Source organism: Aquamicrobium ahrensii, from assembly GCF_040545755.1.
Lineage (GTDB): Bacteria > Pseudomonadota > Alphaproteobacteria > Rhizobiales > Rhizobiaceae > Mesorhizobium > Mesorhizobium ahrensii.
On sequence record NZ_JBEPMN010000022.1, the window covers coordinates 1 to 16,280 of the forward strand.

A 16,280-nucleotide genomic window follows, 5' to 3' on the forward strand; every position below is an offset into this window, starting at 1 on the left:
CCACCGCACTCAAGGCCTACGCCGCCTTCGCAACAAGCGCCGACAAGGGAGCAGTCCGCAAACTCCCCGAATGAAAACAGCACACGGCATCGGGCGGAAACGGGGCTTCCAATAGACAAACGCAGTCGTGCGCAGTTGCGGGATTGTCGGCGGTTCACGCTCCGGCTGTGATCCGGCATCTTGCCACAACTGAGTGATGGTGTAGGAATCACGCTCGGGCAGGGATCATCCGAGGATCTTCACATGTTTCTCAGAACGACAGCCGTCATCGTCTTTGGCCTCCTGCTTTCCGGCTGCATGACGGCCGAGCAACAGCGCACCGCCGACGAGGAGAAATGCCGCTCCTACGGCTTCACACGCAAGAACGACGCCTTTGCCGAATGCCTGCAGCGCCTGGAACTCGACCGCCGCGCCGCCGCCCGCGAAAACCGCTATGTCGATCCGTTTCCGCCGGTGATCTATCGGCCCGTCTATGTACCGGTAAGAGCGAGATAGCCGCAGCGACACTGCCCCAATCGAATTTGCTCGCAAAATATCCGTGGCGCGGATAACAGCGCATTATCGGCCGGAACGGCCCTTTTCAGGGAATGCGCCATGTCTCGCCTGTCCGGACTCGTGAACCGCAACATGATTGTGGCCGGCATCCTCCTGATGCTGGCCGGCGACTTCATGTTCGCCCTCAACGACGCCATGGGCAAATGGCTGGTGGCAAGCTTCTCGGTCGGACAGGTGGTGCTCGTCCGCTCTGTCGGCGCGTTCATCATCCTCGGCCCGATGATCATGCGTCAGGGAGCGGCCAGGCTGTTCCATCTGGACCGCATCGGACTGCAGACAGCGCGCGTGATCGCCACCGCGCTCGACACGCTGCTGTTCTACGCCGCCGTCGTCCATCTGCCGCTGGCCGACGTGATGAGCTTCTACATGGCCGGTCCGATCTATGTTGCGGCGCTGTCGCACATGTTCCTCGGCGAGAAGGTGGGCTGGCGGCGGTGGCTCGCCATCGCCACCGGTTTCTGCGGCGTTCTGGTGATGTTGAAACCGTCATCGGCGGCGCTGTCGATCGAGTCGCTCTATGCGTTGATCGGCTCCATCTCCTTTGCGGCGGCCATCGTGCTCAGCCGCCTCCTGCGCGGCACCAGCGACACCGCGCTGGTGACCTGGCAGACGATCGGGCTGGGCCTGTGCGCCGCCATCATGACGATCGGCGACTGGCGTCATGCCCCCGCCATCGACTACGGAGCCATGCTCCTGCTGGGCGTCGTCTCCGCCCTCGCCCATCTGATGATCACCCGCGCCCTGAAGATGGCGCCCGCCTCGACGCTGGCGCCTCTGCATTACACGCTGCTTCTGTGGGCGGTGGTGTTCGGCGTCATCTTCTTCAACGACATCCCCGGCCCCCGCATTCTGATCGGCGGCGGCATCGTGGTGCTGGCCGGCCTGTTCATCTTCCATCGCCAGAGCGTCAAGGATACGGTGCCGCCTGAAAACGTGCCCAAAGGGGTCAACTGAATGTTTGAAGCAAACCGCATCGACAGCACCGACAAGCCCGCCTTCTACCGCGAACTGGCCACGCAGATGGAGGCGCTGCTTTCGGGCGAAAGCGATGTGATAGCCAACGCCGCCAATGCCTCGGCGCTGATCTTCCAGACCGTGCCGGACCTCAACTGGGCCGGCTTCTATTTCCTGCGTTCGCCGCAGGAGCTGGTCGTCGGTCCCTTCCAGGGCAAGCCGGCCTGCGTGCGCATTGCGGTCGGGCGCGGCGTGTGCGGCGCCTCCGTGGCCGAACGCCGCTCCATCCTCGTCGAGGACGTGACGAAGGTTGAAAACCACATCTTCTGCGACCCCGACTCGCGCTCGGAACTGGTGGCCCCGCTGATCCGCGGCGACGAGATTCTCGGCGTCATCGACCTCGACAGTCCTGTACCCGGCCGTTTCGACGAAGACGACCGCGTAGGCGTCGAACGCCTCGCCGCCATCTATGTCGCCGCCAGCGCGCCGGAAGGGTCCTGATGATAAAACTCAACGCGCCCGATCTGCGCCAGAGCTACCGGCTTCGCCTCAACACGCTGATCCGCCTGCGCTGGCTTGCCATATTCGGCCAGAGCATCGCGGTGCTGGTCGTCGCCTACTGGCTTGAATTCCCGCTTCCTGTCGGCCTGTGCTTCGCGCTGATCGCCGCCTCCGCGTGGATGAACCTGTGGCTCGCCTTCCGCTATCCGGCCGCGCACCGGCTGACGCCGCTGGCAGCCATGAGCCTGCTCACCTTCGACACGCTCCAGCTTGCGGGCCTGCTCTATTTCACCGGCGGACTGACCAATCCGTTCTCGCTGCTGCTCATCGTGCCGGTGGTCATTTCGGCCACCTCCCTGCCGATCAGGCTGACCGTTCTACAGGCGGTTCTGGTGATCGCCGCCGCTTCGCTGCTGGCCTTCTTCCACCGCCCCCTGCCGTGGATCGAAGGCACCACGCTGGTCATGCCCTTCATCTATGTCGCCGGCATGTGGATGGCGGTGCTGTCGGCCACCGCCTTCGCCGCCATCTACGCCTTTCGCGTCGCGGAAGAAGCCCGGCTCCTGTCGGACGCGCTGGCCGCCACCGAGCTTGTGCTGCAACGCGAGCAGCATCTTTCGGCGCTGGACGGGCTGGCGGCGGCGGCGGCGCATGAGCTCGGCACGCCGCTCGCCACCATCTCGCTGGTGGCGAGGGAAATGGAGAAGGCGCTCGGCAAGGATCCGAAATACAGCGACGACGTCACCCTGCTGCGCAGCCAGAGCGAGCGCTGTCGCGAGATCCTCAAGCGTCTGACCAGCCTGTCCTCCGAAGGGGAGCCGCAAATGGCCCGCCTGCCGCTGACATCGCTGGTGGAGGAAGTGACCGCGCCGCATCGCGATTTCGGCATCGTCATCCGCCTTCAGCCCGGCGAATGCATCGGACCGGAGCCGGTCGGACGGCGCAATCCGGGCGTGCTCTACGGCCTCGGCAATCTGGTCGAGAATGCGGTGGATTTCGCCCATACCCGCGTCAGCGTGCGCTGGAACTGGGACGACAATTCCGTGTCGCTGTCGATCGTCGACGACGGCTCGGGCTTTCCCGTGGAGGTGCTCGACCGCATCGGCGAGCCCTACATGTCCACCCGGCAGGGCGCGGAACCCGGCGGCGGGCTCGGGCTCGGCCTGTTCATCGCCAAGACCCTGCTGGAGCGGTCCGGCGCGACCATCACCTTCGGCAACGCCAGCGGCCCCGGCGAGGGCGCTGTGGTGAAGGTGCGGTGGCCGCGCAGCGATTTCGTCTATGCAGAGGAGAGCGCGGCCCTGCCGCTTCGCAACGCCTGAAGTGGAAGCTCAGGACCGGCCGCATTTGCATGGAGCGGGGCAAAAGATGGTGGAACATGCGCCGGAGCGGGAAAGACGGCCGGAATGGCTTTCAAAAATTGGACAGCGGCGCTCAACACCTATATTTCCGTACAAGGACGTTTTGTCGCGGTAAACTGAAGTGGGATTGAAGATCATGACTGGCGAAGACGGCAATGGCGGCGTGGTGACTGGCGACGACACCTCGCTGCTGATCGTGGACGACGACAAGCCCTTCCTCACCCGTCTGGCGCGGGCCATGGAGACACGTGGCTTCACGGTCGACACCGCCGAAAGCGTCGAGGAAGCCGTCGGCAAAGCACGCGCCAATCCGCCGGCCTATGCGGTGGTCGACATGCGGCTGGGCGACGGCAACGGCCTCGACGTGGTCGCCGTCATCCGCGAGAAGCGCGAGGACGCGCGCACCATCATTCTCACCGGTTACGGCAACATCGCCACGGCGGTGACGGCGGTGAAGCTTGGCGCGGTCGACTATCTTTCCAAGCCGGCCGACGCCGACGACGTGTTCGCCGCCTTGACGCGCCTGTCGGGCGAGCGCGCCGCGCCGCCGGAAAACCCGATGTCGGCCGACCGCGTGCGCTGGGAGCACATCCAGCGCGTCTACGAAATGTGCGAGCGCAATGTTTCCGAGACGGCCCGCCGTCTCAATATGCACCGACGCACCCTGCAGCGTATCCTCGCCAAGCGCGCGCCGCGCTGAGCAATTCGCGCAAAAACACGTCGCGGTTTTGCATCCGCCGTCAAGGCAACGGGCTGAGCGGCTTCGGGGTTCGGAGAAAACGAAATGCTCCGGGCCGCGGCCCGGACTACTCGCTTTCTCCATCCAGCGCCGGCACCGCCACGCCCGCGAGTTCGGCCGCCAGCAGCCGCGCTGCGCCGGCGCGGGCGATGCGCAGCATCAGGGCCTTGCGCGTGGCGGCGGCCAGCCGGTGTTCGGGCGCCTCGCGCATGATTTCCGCGCCGTAGCCGTCGGAGAGGATGAAGCCGCAATCCTGCGGGAAAATTCCGGCCGGGACTCCCGGATGCGTGGCGAAGAACAGCCGGTCCGAATGCAACCGGTAATCCGGCCATTTGCGGTCCACCCGAAAATCCTCGACTGAGGACTTGATCTCGATGATCCAGATATCGCCCTGTCTGGTCAGGGCCACGAGGTCGGCGCGGCGGCCGGTGGCAAGCGACAGCTCAGGCAGCACATGCGCGCCCATTTCCATCAGCAGGCGCTGCACGCCGCGCCGCACCAGCATGGCGCGCTCCGACTGGCGTCCGTCGGCGAGCGGGTTACGAAGAATCGGCGAAACGATGGGCATCCGCCATTATCACCGATTTTGTTCACGGTTTGAACCGGTTTTTTGCTGAACGCAGCTCAGCCGGCGGCAGGGCCCGCCATCTCTTCCAGAATGGGGCATTCGGGGCGGTCGTCGCCATGGCAGGCATGGATGAGCTTCTGCAACGTGGCGCGCATCGATTCCAGCTCGCCGATCTTGTCCTCGATCGCCGCGACGTGGCTGGAGGCGATGCGGCGCACATCGGCGCTGGCGCGCGAGCGGTCGCGATAGAGCGCCATCAACTGACGGCATTCGTCAATGGAAAAGCCAAGGTTGCGGGCGCGCTTCAGGAAGGCGAGCCGATGCACATCGTCGCCCGTATAATCGCGATAGCCATTGGCCGACCGCTGCGGCGCGATCAGGCCGATCTCCTCATAGTAGCGGATGGTCTTGGCGGGAAGTCCGGTGCGGCGGGCCGCATCTCCGACATTCATGGTGCTGACCTTTCGGAGCGTTGATTTTCTTCACGTTCCTGTGAGCGACTGTTGCACAATTGCAATAGTATGCAACTTACGCGCGGGTCGCGACTGTCATATAGGCAGCGTCTGCTTGGCAAGCAAAGAAAAGCCGTCATCAATACAGCGCGAAGCCAAATCGGCTTCCACCAGGGTTTTCAGCGGGGGCAGTCTTTTCGATGCGGATCAGAACGGTACTTGCCGCCCTCGCACTCAGTGCATCTCTTGCCGGTTGCAGCACCATTGGCACCACGCCGATGTTCTCCAACAGCTATGGCGCGACGACCGACTCGGGCTACAACCTGCCGCGGATTCCGATCGACAAGGTGGACAAGAAATACCACCGCCAGATTGTCCGCTACGACACCGGGGAAAAGCCGGGCACCATTGTCGTCGATACTTCCGGCAAGTTCCTCTATCTGGTCATGGAAGATGGCAAGGCCATGCGCTACGGCATCGGCGTCGGCCGCGAGGGCTTCGAATGGCGCGGCACCGCGCGTGTCGCCATGAAGCGCGAATGGCCGACCTGGACGCCGCCGGCCGCAATGATCAAGCGCCAGCCGGAACTGGCCAAACACGCCGGCGGAATGAAGCCGGGCCTCGGCAACCCGCTTGGCGCGCGGGCGCTCTATCTCTTCAACAAGGGCGGCGACACAGGCTATCGCCTGCACGGCACGCCGGAATGGAACTCTATCGGCAAGGCGATGTCGTCGGGCTGCATCCGTCTCATGAACCAGGATATCATCGACCTCTACAATCGCACGGAAAACGGCGCCAAGGTGGTGGTGCTTTAAATCGACTTGCGTCCCGCCGGACGCACAAGGGATGCTCTGACGCTGCAATTGAGCAGCGGAACAATGCAAAGACCGCCTGCAGTTTTCGGTCCGATGCTCAAAGCCGTGCAGGGCTCATGAGTGGCCCGCCAACAGTTGATGCGAACCGTCTCGGCAACACGGACGTCGCAACGAAAAACCGGGCCCTGGAGCCCGGTTTTTTGTTTTCACGGTTCATGGACTTGTGCGGTCAGGCGATCTGTTCGACCTGCTGCACTTCTGGCACGAAATGGCGCAGCAGGTTCTGGATGCCGTGCTTGAGCGTCGCCGTGGACGAGGGACAGCCGGCGCAGGCGCCCTTCATGTGCAGGAACACGACGCCATTCTCATAGCCGCGGAAGGTGATGTCGCCGCCATCCTGGGCCACCGCCGGACGCACGCGTGTGTCGAGCAGTTCCTTGATGGTGAGAACGATCTCCTCGTCCTCCTTGTCGTAGAACTCCTCCGCCTCATCGATTTCGAGCGAAGAAGGGCCCGCGCCCGCCATAACCGGCTGGCCCGACATGAAATGCTCCATGATCGTGCCGAGGATCGCGGGCTTCAGATGCTGCCAGTCAGCGCCGTCCTTGGATACGGTGATGAAATCATAGCCGAAGAACACACCGGTGACGCCGGGAATGTCGAAGAGGCGGCCGGCCAGCGGGGAGGAGGCGCGCGCCGTTTCAGCGTCGCGAAAATCAGCCGTGCCGTCGAGCAGCACCTCTTTGCCGGGCAGGAATTTCAGCGTGGCGGGATTGGGGGTCGCCTCGGTCTGGATGAACATGGCCGTCTCCGTGGCCGTACCGGCCTCTGGATTTATCTCACCCTCAAAGTAAGCCTGCGGCCCCTGTCATTCAAGTCACAGTCCGAAGGGGAGACGATTGGCCTCAGCCGAGATTCTCGATGTCCTCGTCCGACAGCGTCTGCGGAATGATGGTCACCGGAATGGGGAAGGCCGCGCCCTTGCCGACCACGGAAGCGACCAGCGGTCCCGGCCCTTCCTTGCCGGAGCCGGCGGCCAGGACCAGAATGGCGATATCCTGATCTTCCTCGATCAGCTTGTGGATCTCCTCGATCCGGCTGCCCTCGCGCGCCACAAGCTCCGGCTCGATGCCGAATTTCTGCCGCACGCGGGTGGCCTGCGCATCAAGCGCCGCATGGGCGGCGGCCGTCGCCTCCTCGCGCATGATTTTCTCGACGCCGAGGAAATGCTGGAAATCCTCCGTGTCGATCACATAGAGCAGCACCAGCACGCCGTTGGTGCTTTGCATGCGCTGCGAGGCATAGCTGACGGCACGCTCGGATTCGGGTGTTTCATCGACAATGGCGAGGAACTTGCGGCGGTGGCCGGCTTCGCGGCTGAGACGTTTGGATACCATATGCGTGATCCGCCTCGCTGGCTTCGAACCGGCGCAATCTGCCACCGGCGGACGCCGGCGGCAAGATGCGTCGGAACTGACGTGGCGTCAGTCCTGGAGAAGCCCGATGATGTCGCGCACCGAACGCATGGTCTGTTCGGCGATAGCGCTGGCGCGTTCGCCGCCATCCTTCAGAACCGCGTCGATGTGGCCGGGATCGGCTATCAGGCGGCGCATTTCGCCGGCGATGGGGGCGAGCTTGTGGACCGCCAGATCAGCCAGCGCCGGCTTGAACACCGAAAACTGCTGGCCGCCGAATTCGTTCAGAACGGCTTCGCGGGTTGTGTCGGCAAGCCCGGCATAGATGCCGACGAGATTGTCGGCTTCGGGCCGCCCTTCGAGTCCCTCGACCTCGCCCGGCAGAGCCTCGGGATCGGTCTTGGCCTTCTTGATCTTCTTCGAAATGGTGTCGGCATCGTCGGTCAGGTTGATGCGCGAGAGATCGGACGGATCCGACTTCGACATCTTCTTCGAACCGTCGCGCAGGCTCATGACGCGCGTGGCCGGCCCGCCGATCAGCGGCTCGGTGAGCGGGAAGAAGCCGTTGACGGTCTCGTCGCCCATCTGCATCTCGACGCCGAGCCCGAGTTCCGCGATACGCGCGGAGAAGTCGTTGTTGAATTTCTGGGCGATGTCGCGGGTCAGCTCCAGATGCTGCTTCTGGTCTTCGCCCACCGGCACATGGGTGGCGCGGTAGACCAGAATGTCGGCCGCCATCAGGCTCGGATAGGCAAGCAGGCCGAGCGATGCGTTCTCGCGGTCCTTGCCGGCCTTGTCCTTGAACTGCGTCATGCGGTTCATCCAGCCGATGCGCGCCACGCAATTGAAGATCCAGGCGAGTTCGGCGTGCTGAAGCACCCGCGCCTGATTGAAAACGATGTGCTTCTTCGGGTCGATTCCGGCTGCAAGGAAGGCGGCCGTGATCGAGCGCGTCTGCGAAGCGAGGTCGTCATGGACGAGTTGCGCGGTGATCGAGTGCAGGTCGACCACGCAATAGATGCAATCATTGCTGTCCTGCAGGGCGACGAATTTGCGGATGGCCCCGAGATAGTTTCCGAGATGCAGGTTGCCGGTTGGCTGGACCCCGGAAAAGACGAGCTGCTTGAAAGTGGTCATGATGTCTCCCTGGCTTGTGGAGGGCCGTTCGGGCATGACCCGGAAGCGCCCGGCTTCTGGCGGAATCATGCGGCTGCAAACCCCGCCCGACGAGGTTTACGAGGCGGGCTTATGAACGATGCCCCCTTTACAATCAAGGGGGTGAGGAGGAGCGTGTTCACTCTTCCGTGCCGATGGGGGCGGCGCTGCCGCGCCTGACATTGCGGCGGACCATGCCGAGATCGGCCCCACCGGTTGCGAAGGCGAGAGCGAAATAGACGAACGCCCCCGCGCCGCACAGCAGCGCCAAGGCTCCCGTCTGCGCAAGAAACGAAGCGGACGGGGCCAGCCATGGCGCCAGCCACACCGCTCCGCCATAAAGCGCCGCGCCCATCAGCGCCGAGGACAGGACGAGGCGGGGGATGCGCTTCATCAGCGGCGCGTCATGCCCCCAATGGCCACGCCGGATGAGCACGACAAGCAGCATCAGCGCATTGGTCCAGCCGGCGACGACCGAGGCCACGGCGATGCCCGGCGCGCCCATGCGCGGGAACAGGGTCAGAGCGATGGTGATGTTGATCGCCACGGAGATTGCGGCGAACACCATCGGCGTCTTCGTATCCTCGCGGGCGAAATAGCCGGGCGTGAACGCCTTGATGAGCACGAAAGCGGGCAGGCCGAGGCCGAACACGGCGAGGATCGAGGACACGAGCAGGGTGTCGTCGGAGGTGAATGCGCCGCGCTCGTAGAGAACCCTCACGATCGGCTCGGAGATGACCAGCAGCGCGGCGGTCGCCGGCAGGGTCAGGAACAGCACGAATTCGACGGAGCGGTTCTGGAGGCTGGCCGCTTCGACATGATTGTCGGCCTTGAGCGCCCGCGCCAGTTCGGGCAGCAGCACGATGGCGACGGCTATCCCCACAACCCCCAGCGGAAGCTGATAGAAGCGGTCCGCCTGTGCAAGCGCGGGCACGGCCTTGTCCTGCCCCGACGCGATGGCGGTGCCGATCAGCGTGTTGATCTGGGTGATGCCGCCGGTGATCGCCGCAGGCAGCGCCAGCCACAGCAGGCGCTTCACATTGGACGTCATGCGCGGCCATCTGAAGCCGATGGAGATGCCGGCGCGCCGCGCCGCGATCCAGACGATGGCGAGCTGCACGACGCCTGCCGCCATCACGCCCCAGGCCATGGCGTAGCCGACATCAAGACTGTCAGCGCCCGTGTACCAGGCACGACCCAGCACCGCGATGAGAATGATGTTGAGGAACACAGGAGCGATCGCCGCCGCGAAATAGCGGCGCAGCGAGTTCAGCATGCCCGCCATCATCGCCGCCAGAGACATGCACATCAGATAGGGGAACATGATGGTGGCGAGCGCGACGGTCAGCTCGTATTTCTGCGGATCGCTGGCGAAGCCCGGCGCGATGATGGTGCGCACCAGGAGCGGCATGGCCAGTTCCATGAGGATGGTCAGCGCCGTAAGCGCCGAGAACAGCACACCGAACACTTCCTCGGAGAAGCGGCGCGCGCCATCGACGCCATTGGCCTCGATTTCCTTGGCGAACAGCGGCACGAAGGCGCTGTTGAAGGCGCCTTCGGCGAACAGCCGCCGGAAGGTGTTGGGGAACTGGAAAGCGGCATAGAAGGCGCCGGCCACCGGGCCGGTGCCCAGTGCGGCGGCCATCAGCATTTCGCGGGCAAAGCCCAGAATGCGGCTCATCAACGTGCCGGAAGCGACCGTCGCGAATTTCCTGACGAGGCTCAACTGATGTTCGCTTCCCTGTAACGCATATCGATAGATCCCCCGCTCCGGCCAGAGAGGGGTGGATAACACGGTCGGACGCGTTGCGCCTTCGGCAAAGGAATCTTCAACGCACCGCCTCGCCTATTCCGCCGCAGAGCGGGACTTGTAAAGCTGTTCCAGTCCCACCCCTTCCAGAACCTCCACCAGCCGCCTGGAGATGGCGGCGATGCGCGCCGGATTCTCCACCTTCTGCCCTGTCAGGTCGGTGACATAGAAGGTGTCGATCACCTTTTCGCCGAAGGTGGTGATATGGGCCGAGGCGATGTCGAGCGACAGGTCGGACAGCGCCCCGGTGATTTCCGACAGCAGGCCGGGACGATCCAGACCCTTCACTTCGATCACCGAAAACCGGTGGGACAGCGTGTTGCGTATTTCGGCCCGGGGTGTGATGGTGAACGCCTTCGAGCCGCGCCTTGCCTTGCTGCGCCTTGCGATCACCTCCGGCAGCCAGCTCCGTCCCGACAGCACGTCCTCAATCAGCCGGCCGACGCGCTCGGCGCGCCGCCGCTCGTCCTCGTCGAGGTCGAATTCGCGGCTGATCAATATGGTGTCGAGCGCGCGCCCGTCGGCGGTCGTGAAGATCTGCGCATCGACGATGTTCGCGCCGGCCGCCGCGCAAGCGCCCGCGATCACCGACAACAGCCGGGGATGGTCCTGCGCCAGCACCGTGATCTCGGTCACCGCCTCGAATTCGTGGGTGCGCACCATAGTGTCAAGCTTGCGGCCGGAAGCGTCCGCTTCCCGCACGAATTGCGCATGGCGAAGCTGGTCGCCAAGATCGACGGTAAGCAGATAGTTTGGATAGAGCAGGGCGACATAAGCGGCGCGGGCCTTTTCCGGCCAATCGGCCAGCGCCGTCATCAGGTCCGCGCGCGCTTCGGCCGTACGCTGCGAGCGCGACATTTCCGAGAAGCCGCCGGTCAGGAGCAACTCGGTCTCGTAGTAAAGCGTGCGCAGGAGCTGCCCCTTCCAGCCGTTCCAGACACCGGGGCCGACGCCGCGAATGTCGCAGACGGTGAGGATGAGCAGCAGCTTCAGCCGCTCCGCCGACTGCACCGCCGCGGCGAAATCCTCGATGGTCTTGCGGTCGTTGAGGTCCCGCGTCTGCGCCGTCATCGACATCAGGAGATGGTTCTCGATCAGCCAGGCGACGGTCTCGGTTTCGGCCGCCGACAGGCCCAGTTGCGGGCAGATGCGCCGTGCGATGCGCGCGCCGGCCGTGGAATGATCCTCCGGGCGGCCCTTGGCGACGTCATGCAGCAGCACCGCCACATAGAGCGCGTCACGGCTCTTTTTCAGACCCGGCATCAGCGAATGCGACAAGGGGTGGGCTCTTTCCCCATCTCCCCCCTCGATCTCCGCCAGCACGCCGACGCAGCGGATCAGATGCTCGTCCACCGTATAGTGGTGATACATGTTGAACTGCATCATGGCGACGATCTTGCCGAAATCGGGGATCAGCTTGCCCAGCAGCCCGGCCTCGTTCATGCGCCTGAGGTTGAGTGCGGCGTAGCGGTCCGAAGTCAGGATATCGAGGAACAGCCGGTTGACCTCGACATTGCGTCGCAGCGCCTTGTCGACGAGCCGCAGCGAACGCGTCACCAGTTTCAGCGCATCCGGGTGGAACTCCAGCCCGTGCCGGTCGGCGAACCAGAACAGGCGCAGGAGGTTGACCGGATCGCGCTCGAACACCTTGTCGTCGGCCACGTTGAGGCGATGGTTGTCGACGACGAACTCGCTGGTTCCGGCAAGCTTGCGACGCCGGCGGGTGAAGCCGGCGAGCATGCCGGCCCTGCCTGGAACCTGCTTGGCCTGCTCCTCCTCAAGCCCCGCGCAGAAGATACGGGTGAGATCGCCTACATCCTTGGCGATGAGGAAATAGTGCTTCATGAAACGTTCCACCGCCGACAGGCCGGGATGGCTCGTATAACCGAGGCGCTCAGCGATATCGCGCTGGATGTCGAAGTACAGCCGCTCCTCCGCCTTGCCGGTGAGGAAATGCATGTGGCAGCGCACCGCCCACAGGAAATCCTCGGATTTCAGGAACAGCTTGTATTCGCCCTGCGTGAACACGCCCTTGTCGACCAGATCCGCGCCGCTGCGCACGCGATAAAAATATTTACCGATCCAGAACAGCGTGTGTAGGTCGCGCAGGCCGCCCTTGCCGTCCTTGACGTTGGGCTCGACCAGATAGCGGCTTTCGCCGGCCTTCGCATGGCGCACGTCGCGTTCTGCAAGCTTGGCCTGCGCGAATTCGGCGCCGGTGGCCGCAACAACCTCTCGGTCGAACCGATCCATCAGTTCGCGGCTGAGCGCCTCGTCGCCACAAAGGAACCGGCTTTCCAGAAGCGTCGTGCGGATCGTCATGTCGGCGAATGACAGGCGGATGCATTCGTCGATGTTGCGGGTGGCGTGACCGACTTTCAGCCCCATGTCCCACAGCATGTAGAGCATGTATTCGGCGATCTGCTCGCTCCACGGCGTCTGCTTGTAGGGCAGCAGGAACAAGAGGTCGATGTCGGAGCCGGGCGCCAGCGTGCCGCGGCCATAGCCGCCCACCGCCACCACCGCCACGCGCTCCGCGGTGGAAGGATTGTCGGCCGGATAGACGCGGGTCGCCGTAAATTCGTGGAGCGCCCGCACGATCTCGTCCATGACATGCGACAGCCGCCGCGCGCAGGCTGCTCCGCCGCCGTCCTGGCGCAGCATCTCCTCGGCGATGCGCAGGCCTTCCCTGCGCTGGCGCTTGAGAAGAGCGAGCACCGCGCCGCGGGTTTCGGAAGCGCCGGCGGAACATTGGCCGGCCAGGGCCGACAACTCGCCGCGCAGCGCCGCACCGTCTATGAGTTCGTCCAGCCTGAGCGCGATCCTGGCCATGCGTGCCGGCTATCCTTCAGCTTAGGGAGAAGCGTCCTATATCCTGTTTTGCGCTGCAACGGTATGGTTTTGGCGGCGCCGGCCCGGCAACGGCATATATGGCCTTGACCTTCCAGTGACTGGAAGCCCTATCTCGGGTCAAAGCAGTTGAAAGGGGCTGTCATGGCAGATTCCGACCACACGCATGATCACGGCAGGCATCATCACGGAGACGGCGGCTCCTGCTGTTCGTCACCGTCTCTGGCGAAAGCCGAAACCTTCGTGCGCGATCCCGTCTGCGGCATGTCGGTGGACCAGCAGGCGGGCAAGCCGAACCTCGTCCATGAGGGTCACACCTATCATTTCTGCTGCGAAGGCTGCCGCACAAAGTTCGCCGCCGACCCGCAAAGCTATATCACCGCCAGGGACCCGGTGTGCGGCATGAATGTGGATCGCGCCAGCGCCCGCCATTTTCTCCGCCATCAGGGCGAAAAATTCTATTTCTGCTCGGCCCGCTGTCTCGAAAAATTCGAGGCCGAGCCCGGGAAATATCTCGGCGACCGCCCGGCTCCGGAGCCGATGCCGGAAGGCACCAGATACACCTGCCCGATGGACCCCGAAATCATTCAGGACGGCCCCGGCGACTGCCCCATCTGCGGCATGGCGCTGGAGCCCATGGGAGTGCCGACCGGCAATGAGGGCCCCAACCCCGAACTGGTCGACTTCACCCGCCGGCTCCGGGTAAGCCTGTCGCTGGCGCTGCCGCTGATGGTCATTTCCATGGGGCCGATGGTCGGCCTGCCGGTGCGCGACTGGCTGGGCGAACAGGTCGCCATATGGGCGGAATTCCTGCTCGCCACGCCGGTGGTGTTGTGGGCGGCGTATCCCTTCTTCAAGCGCGGCTGGGCTTCGATCCGCAACCGCAGCCCGAACATGTGGACGCTGATCTCGCTCGGCGTGTCGGCCGCCTATCTCTACAGCGTGGTGGCCATGCTGTTTCCCGACCTGTTCCCGCATGAAGTGCGCGGCCATGGCGATTCGGCGCCGGTCTATTTCGAGGCGTCCGCCGTCATCATCGCGCTGGTCTTCCTCGGTCAGGTGCTGGAGCTGAAGGCGCGCGAGAAGACCGGCTCCGCCATTCGCGCCCTGCTCGACCTCGCTCCCAAGACCGCGCGGCTGATCGGCGCGGACGGCTCCGAGCGCGACGTGCCCCTGGCAGATGTCAGGGCGGGGGAACGCCTGCGCATCCGTCCCGGCGAATCGGTGCCGGTCGACGGCGCGGTCGAACACGGCCGCTCGACCATCGACGAATCGATGATCACCGGCGAACCCATCCCTGTCGAGAAGGGCGAAGGCGACAGCCTGATCGGCGGCACGCTGAACCGCAACGGCACGCTGGTCATGCGCGCCGAGAAAGTGGGCTCCGAGACCACCCTGTCGCGCATCGTGGAGCTTGTCGCCAAGGCGCAGCGCAGCCGCGCGCCGATCCAGAGCCTCGCCGACCGCGTGTCCGGCTGGTTCGTCCCCACGGTGGTTGTGATCGCCATCCTCGCCTTCATCGGGTGGATGACGTTCGGGCCTGAGCCTCGGCTCGTCTACGCCATCGTTTCGGCCGTCTCGGTGCTCATCATCGCCTGTCCCTGCGCGCTTGGGCTGGCGACGCCGATGTCGATCATGACCGCCACCGGACGCGGCGCGCAGGCCGGCGTGCTGATCCGCGAGGCAGCCGCACTCGAGCGGCTGGCCGCCGTCGATACGCTGATCGTCGACAAGACAGGCACGCTGACCGAAGGCCGTCCCGAATTGACCGATGTCCGCGCCGAGGACGGCTTCGGCGAGAACGAGGTGCTGGCGCTCGCCGCCGCCATCGAGCAGGGCTCCGAGCATCCGCTGGCCGAGGCCATCGTCGCCGGCGCGAAGGCGCGCGGGCTCTCCCTCCCGGCCGCCGGCGATTTCGAGGCGGTCAACGGCAAGGGCGTTTTTGGCATGGCCGAAGGCCGCAAGGTAGTGCTCGGCAATGCGCTGTTCATGCAGGAGCATGGCGTCGACGCAACGCTCATCTCGCAGCATGCCGACGCGCTGCGCGAGGATGGCCGTTCGGCCATTCTCGTGGCCGTAGACGGCAAGCCTGCCGGCGTGGTGGCGGTTTCCGATCCGATCAAGCCGACAGCGGAAGAGGCGCTGCGCGAACTGATGCGCTCGGGCATGCGCGTCGTCATGGCGACCGGCGACAATGAGCGCACGGCCAGGGCCATTGCCGCCAGTCTCGGCATTGCCGACATACGCGCCGGCATGCTGCCCGAAGCCAAGGCCGATCTTGTCGCGGAACTGAAAAGCGGGGGCGCGGTGGTGGCCATGGCCGGCGACGGCGTCAACGATGCTCCTGCTCTCGCTGCAGCCGATGTCGGCATCGCCATGGGAACGGGCGCCGACGTGGCGCTGGAAAGCGCCGGCATCACGCTGGTCAAGGGCGACCTCACCGGCATCGTGCGGGCGCGCCATCTGGCGGAGAAGACGCTGTCCAACATAAGGCAGAACCTGTTCTTCGCCTTCCTCTACAACGCGCTCGGCGTGCCCGTGGCCGCCGGCGTGCTCTATCCCTTCACCGGCACGCTGCTGTCGCCGATGCTGGCGGCGGCCGCCATGAGCCTGTCGTCGGTGTCGGTGATCGTTAACGCGCTCAGGTTGCGGACGGTGAAACTCTGACAACGGGCAGGAAACAAGGGGCAAGGGGCGAAGGAGAACCACGATGACATGCAGGAAAATGAAGATCGCCGCCGTGACTGCCGCTCTGGCGGTCGGCCTCGGCTTCTGTCAGATCGCGTCGGCGCAGGATCACAGCGGCCATGGCGCTCCGGCTGCCGACGCCGAAAGCGCGTCCGGCGCCGGCTACAAGGCCGCCATGGACAAGATGCACGCCGACATGACGGCGATGGACTACAGCGGCGATGCCGATGTCGATTTCGCGCGCGGCATGATCCCTCACCATCAGGCGGCGATCGACATGGCCAGGGTTCTGCTGGAGCACGGCAAGGATCCGGAAATGCGCAAGCTGGCCGAGGAGGTGATTTCTGCGCAGGAGGCCGAGATCGGACAGATGCAGGAGTGGCTGAAAGCGCATCCGGCAGAATGACCGGCACGAAT

At 64.6% G+C, this 16,280-nt stretch carries 15 protein-coding genes; 8 read left to right on the forward strand and 7 right to left on the reverse strand.

Features of this window, described 5'->3' with window-relative positions:
- The first annotated feature begins 243 nt into the window (after positions 1-243).
- From ABID44_RS17875 to ABID44_RS17895, 5 genes are all read left to right on the forward strand, one after another.
- A complete protein-coding gene (locus ABID44_RS17875; protein ID WP_354153046.1) occupies positions 244-495 on the forward strand; it encodes a hypothetical protein in 252 nt (83 codons plus the stop codon).
- 99 nt (positions 496-594) lie between these two features.
- Positions 595-1,509, forward strand: a complete 915-nt coding sequence (locus ABID44_RS17880; protein ID WP_354153047.1) for a DMT family transporter — start codon at positions 595-597, stop codon at positions 1,507-1,509.
- Positions 1,510-2,010: a GAF domain-containing protein gene (locus ABID44_RS17885; protein ID WP_354153048.1), complete on the forward strand. Its 501-nt coding sequence runs from the start codon at positions 1,510-1,512 to the stop codon at positions 2,008-2,010.
- Positions 2,010-3,332, forward strand: a complete 1,323-nt coding sequence (locus tag ABID44_RS17890) for an ActS/PrrB/RegB family redox-sensitive histidine kinase (protein WP_354153049.1) — start codon at positions 2,010-2,012, stop codon at positions 3,330-3,332. Before ABID44_RS17885 ends, ABID44_RS17890 begins: the two co-directional genes overlap by 1 nt.
- Positions 3,333-3,507: 175 nt before the next feature.
- Complete coding sequence (locus ABID44_RS17895) at positions 3,508-4,071, forward strand: ActR/PrrA/RegA family redox response regulator transcription factor (protein ID WP_354153050.1); 564 nt, start codon at positions 3,508-3,510, stop codon at positions 4,069-4,071.
- Positions 4,072-4,177: 106 nt separating this feature from the next.
- Here ABID44_RS17895 and ABID44_RS17900 read toward each other — a convergent pair whose 3' ends face one another.
- Positions 4,178-4,678, reverse strand: a complete 501-nt coding sequence (locus tag ABID44_RS17900; protein WP_354153051.1) for an MmcB family DNA repair protein — start codon at positions 4,676-4,678, stop codon at positions 4,178-4,180.
- A gap of 56 nt (positions 4,679-4,734) precedes the next feature.
- A complete protein-coding gene (cueR, locus tag ABID44_RS17905; RefSeq protein WP_354153052.1) occupies positions 4,735-5,130 on the reverse strand; it encodes a Cu(I)-responsive transcriptional regulator in 396 nt (131 codons plus the stop codon).
- A 200-nt stretch (positions 5,131-5,330) separates the two neighbouring features.
- Here cueR and ABID44_RS17910 point away from each other — a divergent pair, with 200 nt between their 5' ends.
- Complete coding sequence (locus ABID44_RS17910; RefSeq protein WP_354153053.1) at positions 5,331-5,945, forward strand: L,D-transpeptidase; 615 nt, start codon at positions 5,331-5,333, stop codon at positions 5,943-5,945.
- A gap of 229 nt (positions 5,946-6,174) precedes the next feature.
- On the opposite strand, the gene ABID44_RS17915 is transcribed toward ABID44_RS17910, so the two are convergent.
- The 5 genes from ABID44_RS17915 to ABID44_RS17935 form a co-directional block, all read right to left on the reverse strand.
- Entirely contained in the window at positions 6,175-6,747 is a 573-nt protein-coding gene (locus ABID44_RS17915; protein ID WP_354153054.1) for a NifU family protein, read from the reverse strand.
- Positions 6,748-6,850: 103 nt separating this feature from the next.
- A complete protein-coding gene (locus ABID44_RS17920) occupies positions 6,851-7,342 on the reverse strand; it encodes a universal stress protein (RefSeq protein ID WP_354153055.1) in 492 nt (163 codons plus the stop codon).
- A gap of 87 nt (positions 7,343-7,429) precedes the next feature.
- The gene (gene trpS / locus ABID44_RS17925) at positions 7,430-8,497 is read right to left on the reverse strand and encodes a tryptophan--tRNA ligase (RefSeq protein WP_354153056.1); all 1,068 of its coding nucleotides are present in this window, start codon (positions 8,495-8,497) and stop codon (positions 7,430-7,432) included.
- A gap of 157 nt (positions 8,498-8,654) precedes the next feature.
- On the reverse strand, positions 8,655-10,241 hold the full coding sequence (gene murJ / locus ABID44_RS17930) for a murein biosynthesis integral membrane protein MurJ (RefSeq protein ID WP_354153057.1): 1,587 nt from the start codon (positions 10,239-10,241) through the stop codon (positions 8,655-8,657).
- A gap of 120 nt (positions 10,242-10,361) precedes the next feature.
- On the reverse strand, positions 10,362-13,157 hold the full coding sequence (locus tag ABID44_RS17935; RefSeq protein WP_354153058.1) for a [protein-PII] uridylyltransferase: 2,796 nt from the start codon (positions 13,155-13,157) through the stop codon (positions 10,362-10,364).
- A gap of 162 nt (positions 13,158-13,319) precedes the next feature.
- On the opposite strand from ABID44_RS17935, the gene ABID44_RS17940 reads away from it, so the two are divergent.
- Both ABID44_RS17940 and copM read left to right on the forward strand, forming a co-directional pair.
- Positions 13,320-15,842 (forward strand): heavy metal translocating P-type ATPase, encoded by a 2,523-nt coding sequence (locus tag ABID44_RS17940; RefSeq protein WP_354153059.1) that lies wholly within the window; start codon positions 13,320-13,322, stop codon positions 15,840-15,842.
- Positions 15,843-15,885: 43 nt separating this feature from the next.
- A complete protein-coding gene (gene copM / locus ABID44_RS17945; RefSeq protein WP_354153060.1) occupies positions 15,886-16,269 on the forward strand; it encodes a CopM family metallochaperone in 384 nt (127 codons plus the stop codon).
- Positions 16,270-16,280: the final 11 nt, after the last annotated feature.

What these genes read in the sequence shown, in the direction of transcription:
- ABID44_RS17875 (WP_354153046.1), top strand. Translation starts at nt 244, where the DNA reads ATGTTTCTCAGAACGACAGCCGTCATCGTCTTTGGCCTCCTGCTTTCC.
- ABID44_RS17880 (WP_354153047.1), top strand. Translation starts at nt 595, where the DNA reads ATGTCTCGCCTGTCCGGACTCGTGAACCGCAACATGATTGTGGCCGGC.
- ABID44_RS17885 (WP_354153048.1), top strand. Translation starts at nt 1,510, where the DNA reads ATGTTTGAAGCAAACCGCATCGACAGCACCGACAAGCCCGCCTTCTAC.
- ABID44_RS17890 (WP_354153049.1), top strand. Translation starts at nt 2,010, where the DNA reads ATGATAAAACTCAACGCGCCCGATCTGCGCCAGAGCTACCGGCTTCGC.
- ABID44_RS17895 (WP_354153050.1), top strand. Translation starts at nt 3,508, where the DNA reads ATGACTGGCGAAGACGGCAATGGCGGCGTGGTGACTGGCGACGACACC.
- ABID44_RS17900 (WP_354153051.1), bottom strand. Translation starts at nt 4,678, where the DNA reads ATGCCCATCGTTTCGCCGATTCTTCGTAACCCGCTCGCCGACGGACGC.
- cueR (WP_354153052.1), bottom strand. Translation starts at nt 5,130, where the DNA reads ATGAATGTCGGAGATGCGGCCCGCCGCACCGGACTTCCCGCCAAGACC.
- ABID44_RS17910 (WP_354153053.1), top strand. Translation starts at nt 5,331, where the DNA reads ATGCGGATCAGAACGGTACTTGCCGCCCTCGCACTCAGTGCATCTCTT.
- ABID44_RS17915 (WP_354153054.1), bottom strand. Translation starts at nt 6,747, where the DNA reads ATGTTCATCCAGACCGAGGCGACCCCCAATCCCGCCACGCTGAAATTC.
- ABID44_RS17920 (WP_354153055.1), bottom strand. Translation starts at nt 7,342, where the DNA reads ATGGTATCCAAACGTCTCAGCCGCGAAGCCGGCCACCGCCGCAAGTTC.
- trpS (WP_354153056.1), bottom strand. Translation starts at nt 8,497, where the DNA reads ATGACCACTTTCAAGCAGCTCGTCTTTTCCGGGGTCCAGCCAACCGGC.
- ABID44_RS17935 (WP_354153058.1), bottom strand. Translation starts at nt 13,157, where the DNA reads ATGGCCAGGATCGCGCTCAGGCTGGACGAACTCATAGACGGTGCGGCG.
- ABID44_RS17940 (WP_354153059.1), top strand. Translation starts at nt 13,320, where the DNA reads ATGGCAGATTCCGACCACACGCATGATCACGGCAGGCATCATCACGGA.
- copM (WP_354153060.1), top strand. Translation starts at nt 15,886, where the DNA reads ATGACATGCAGGAAAATGAAGATCGCCGCCGTGACTGCCGCTCTGGCG.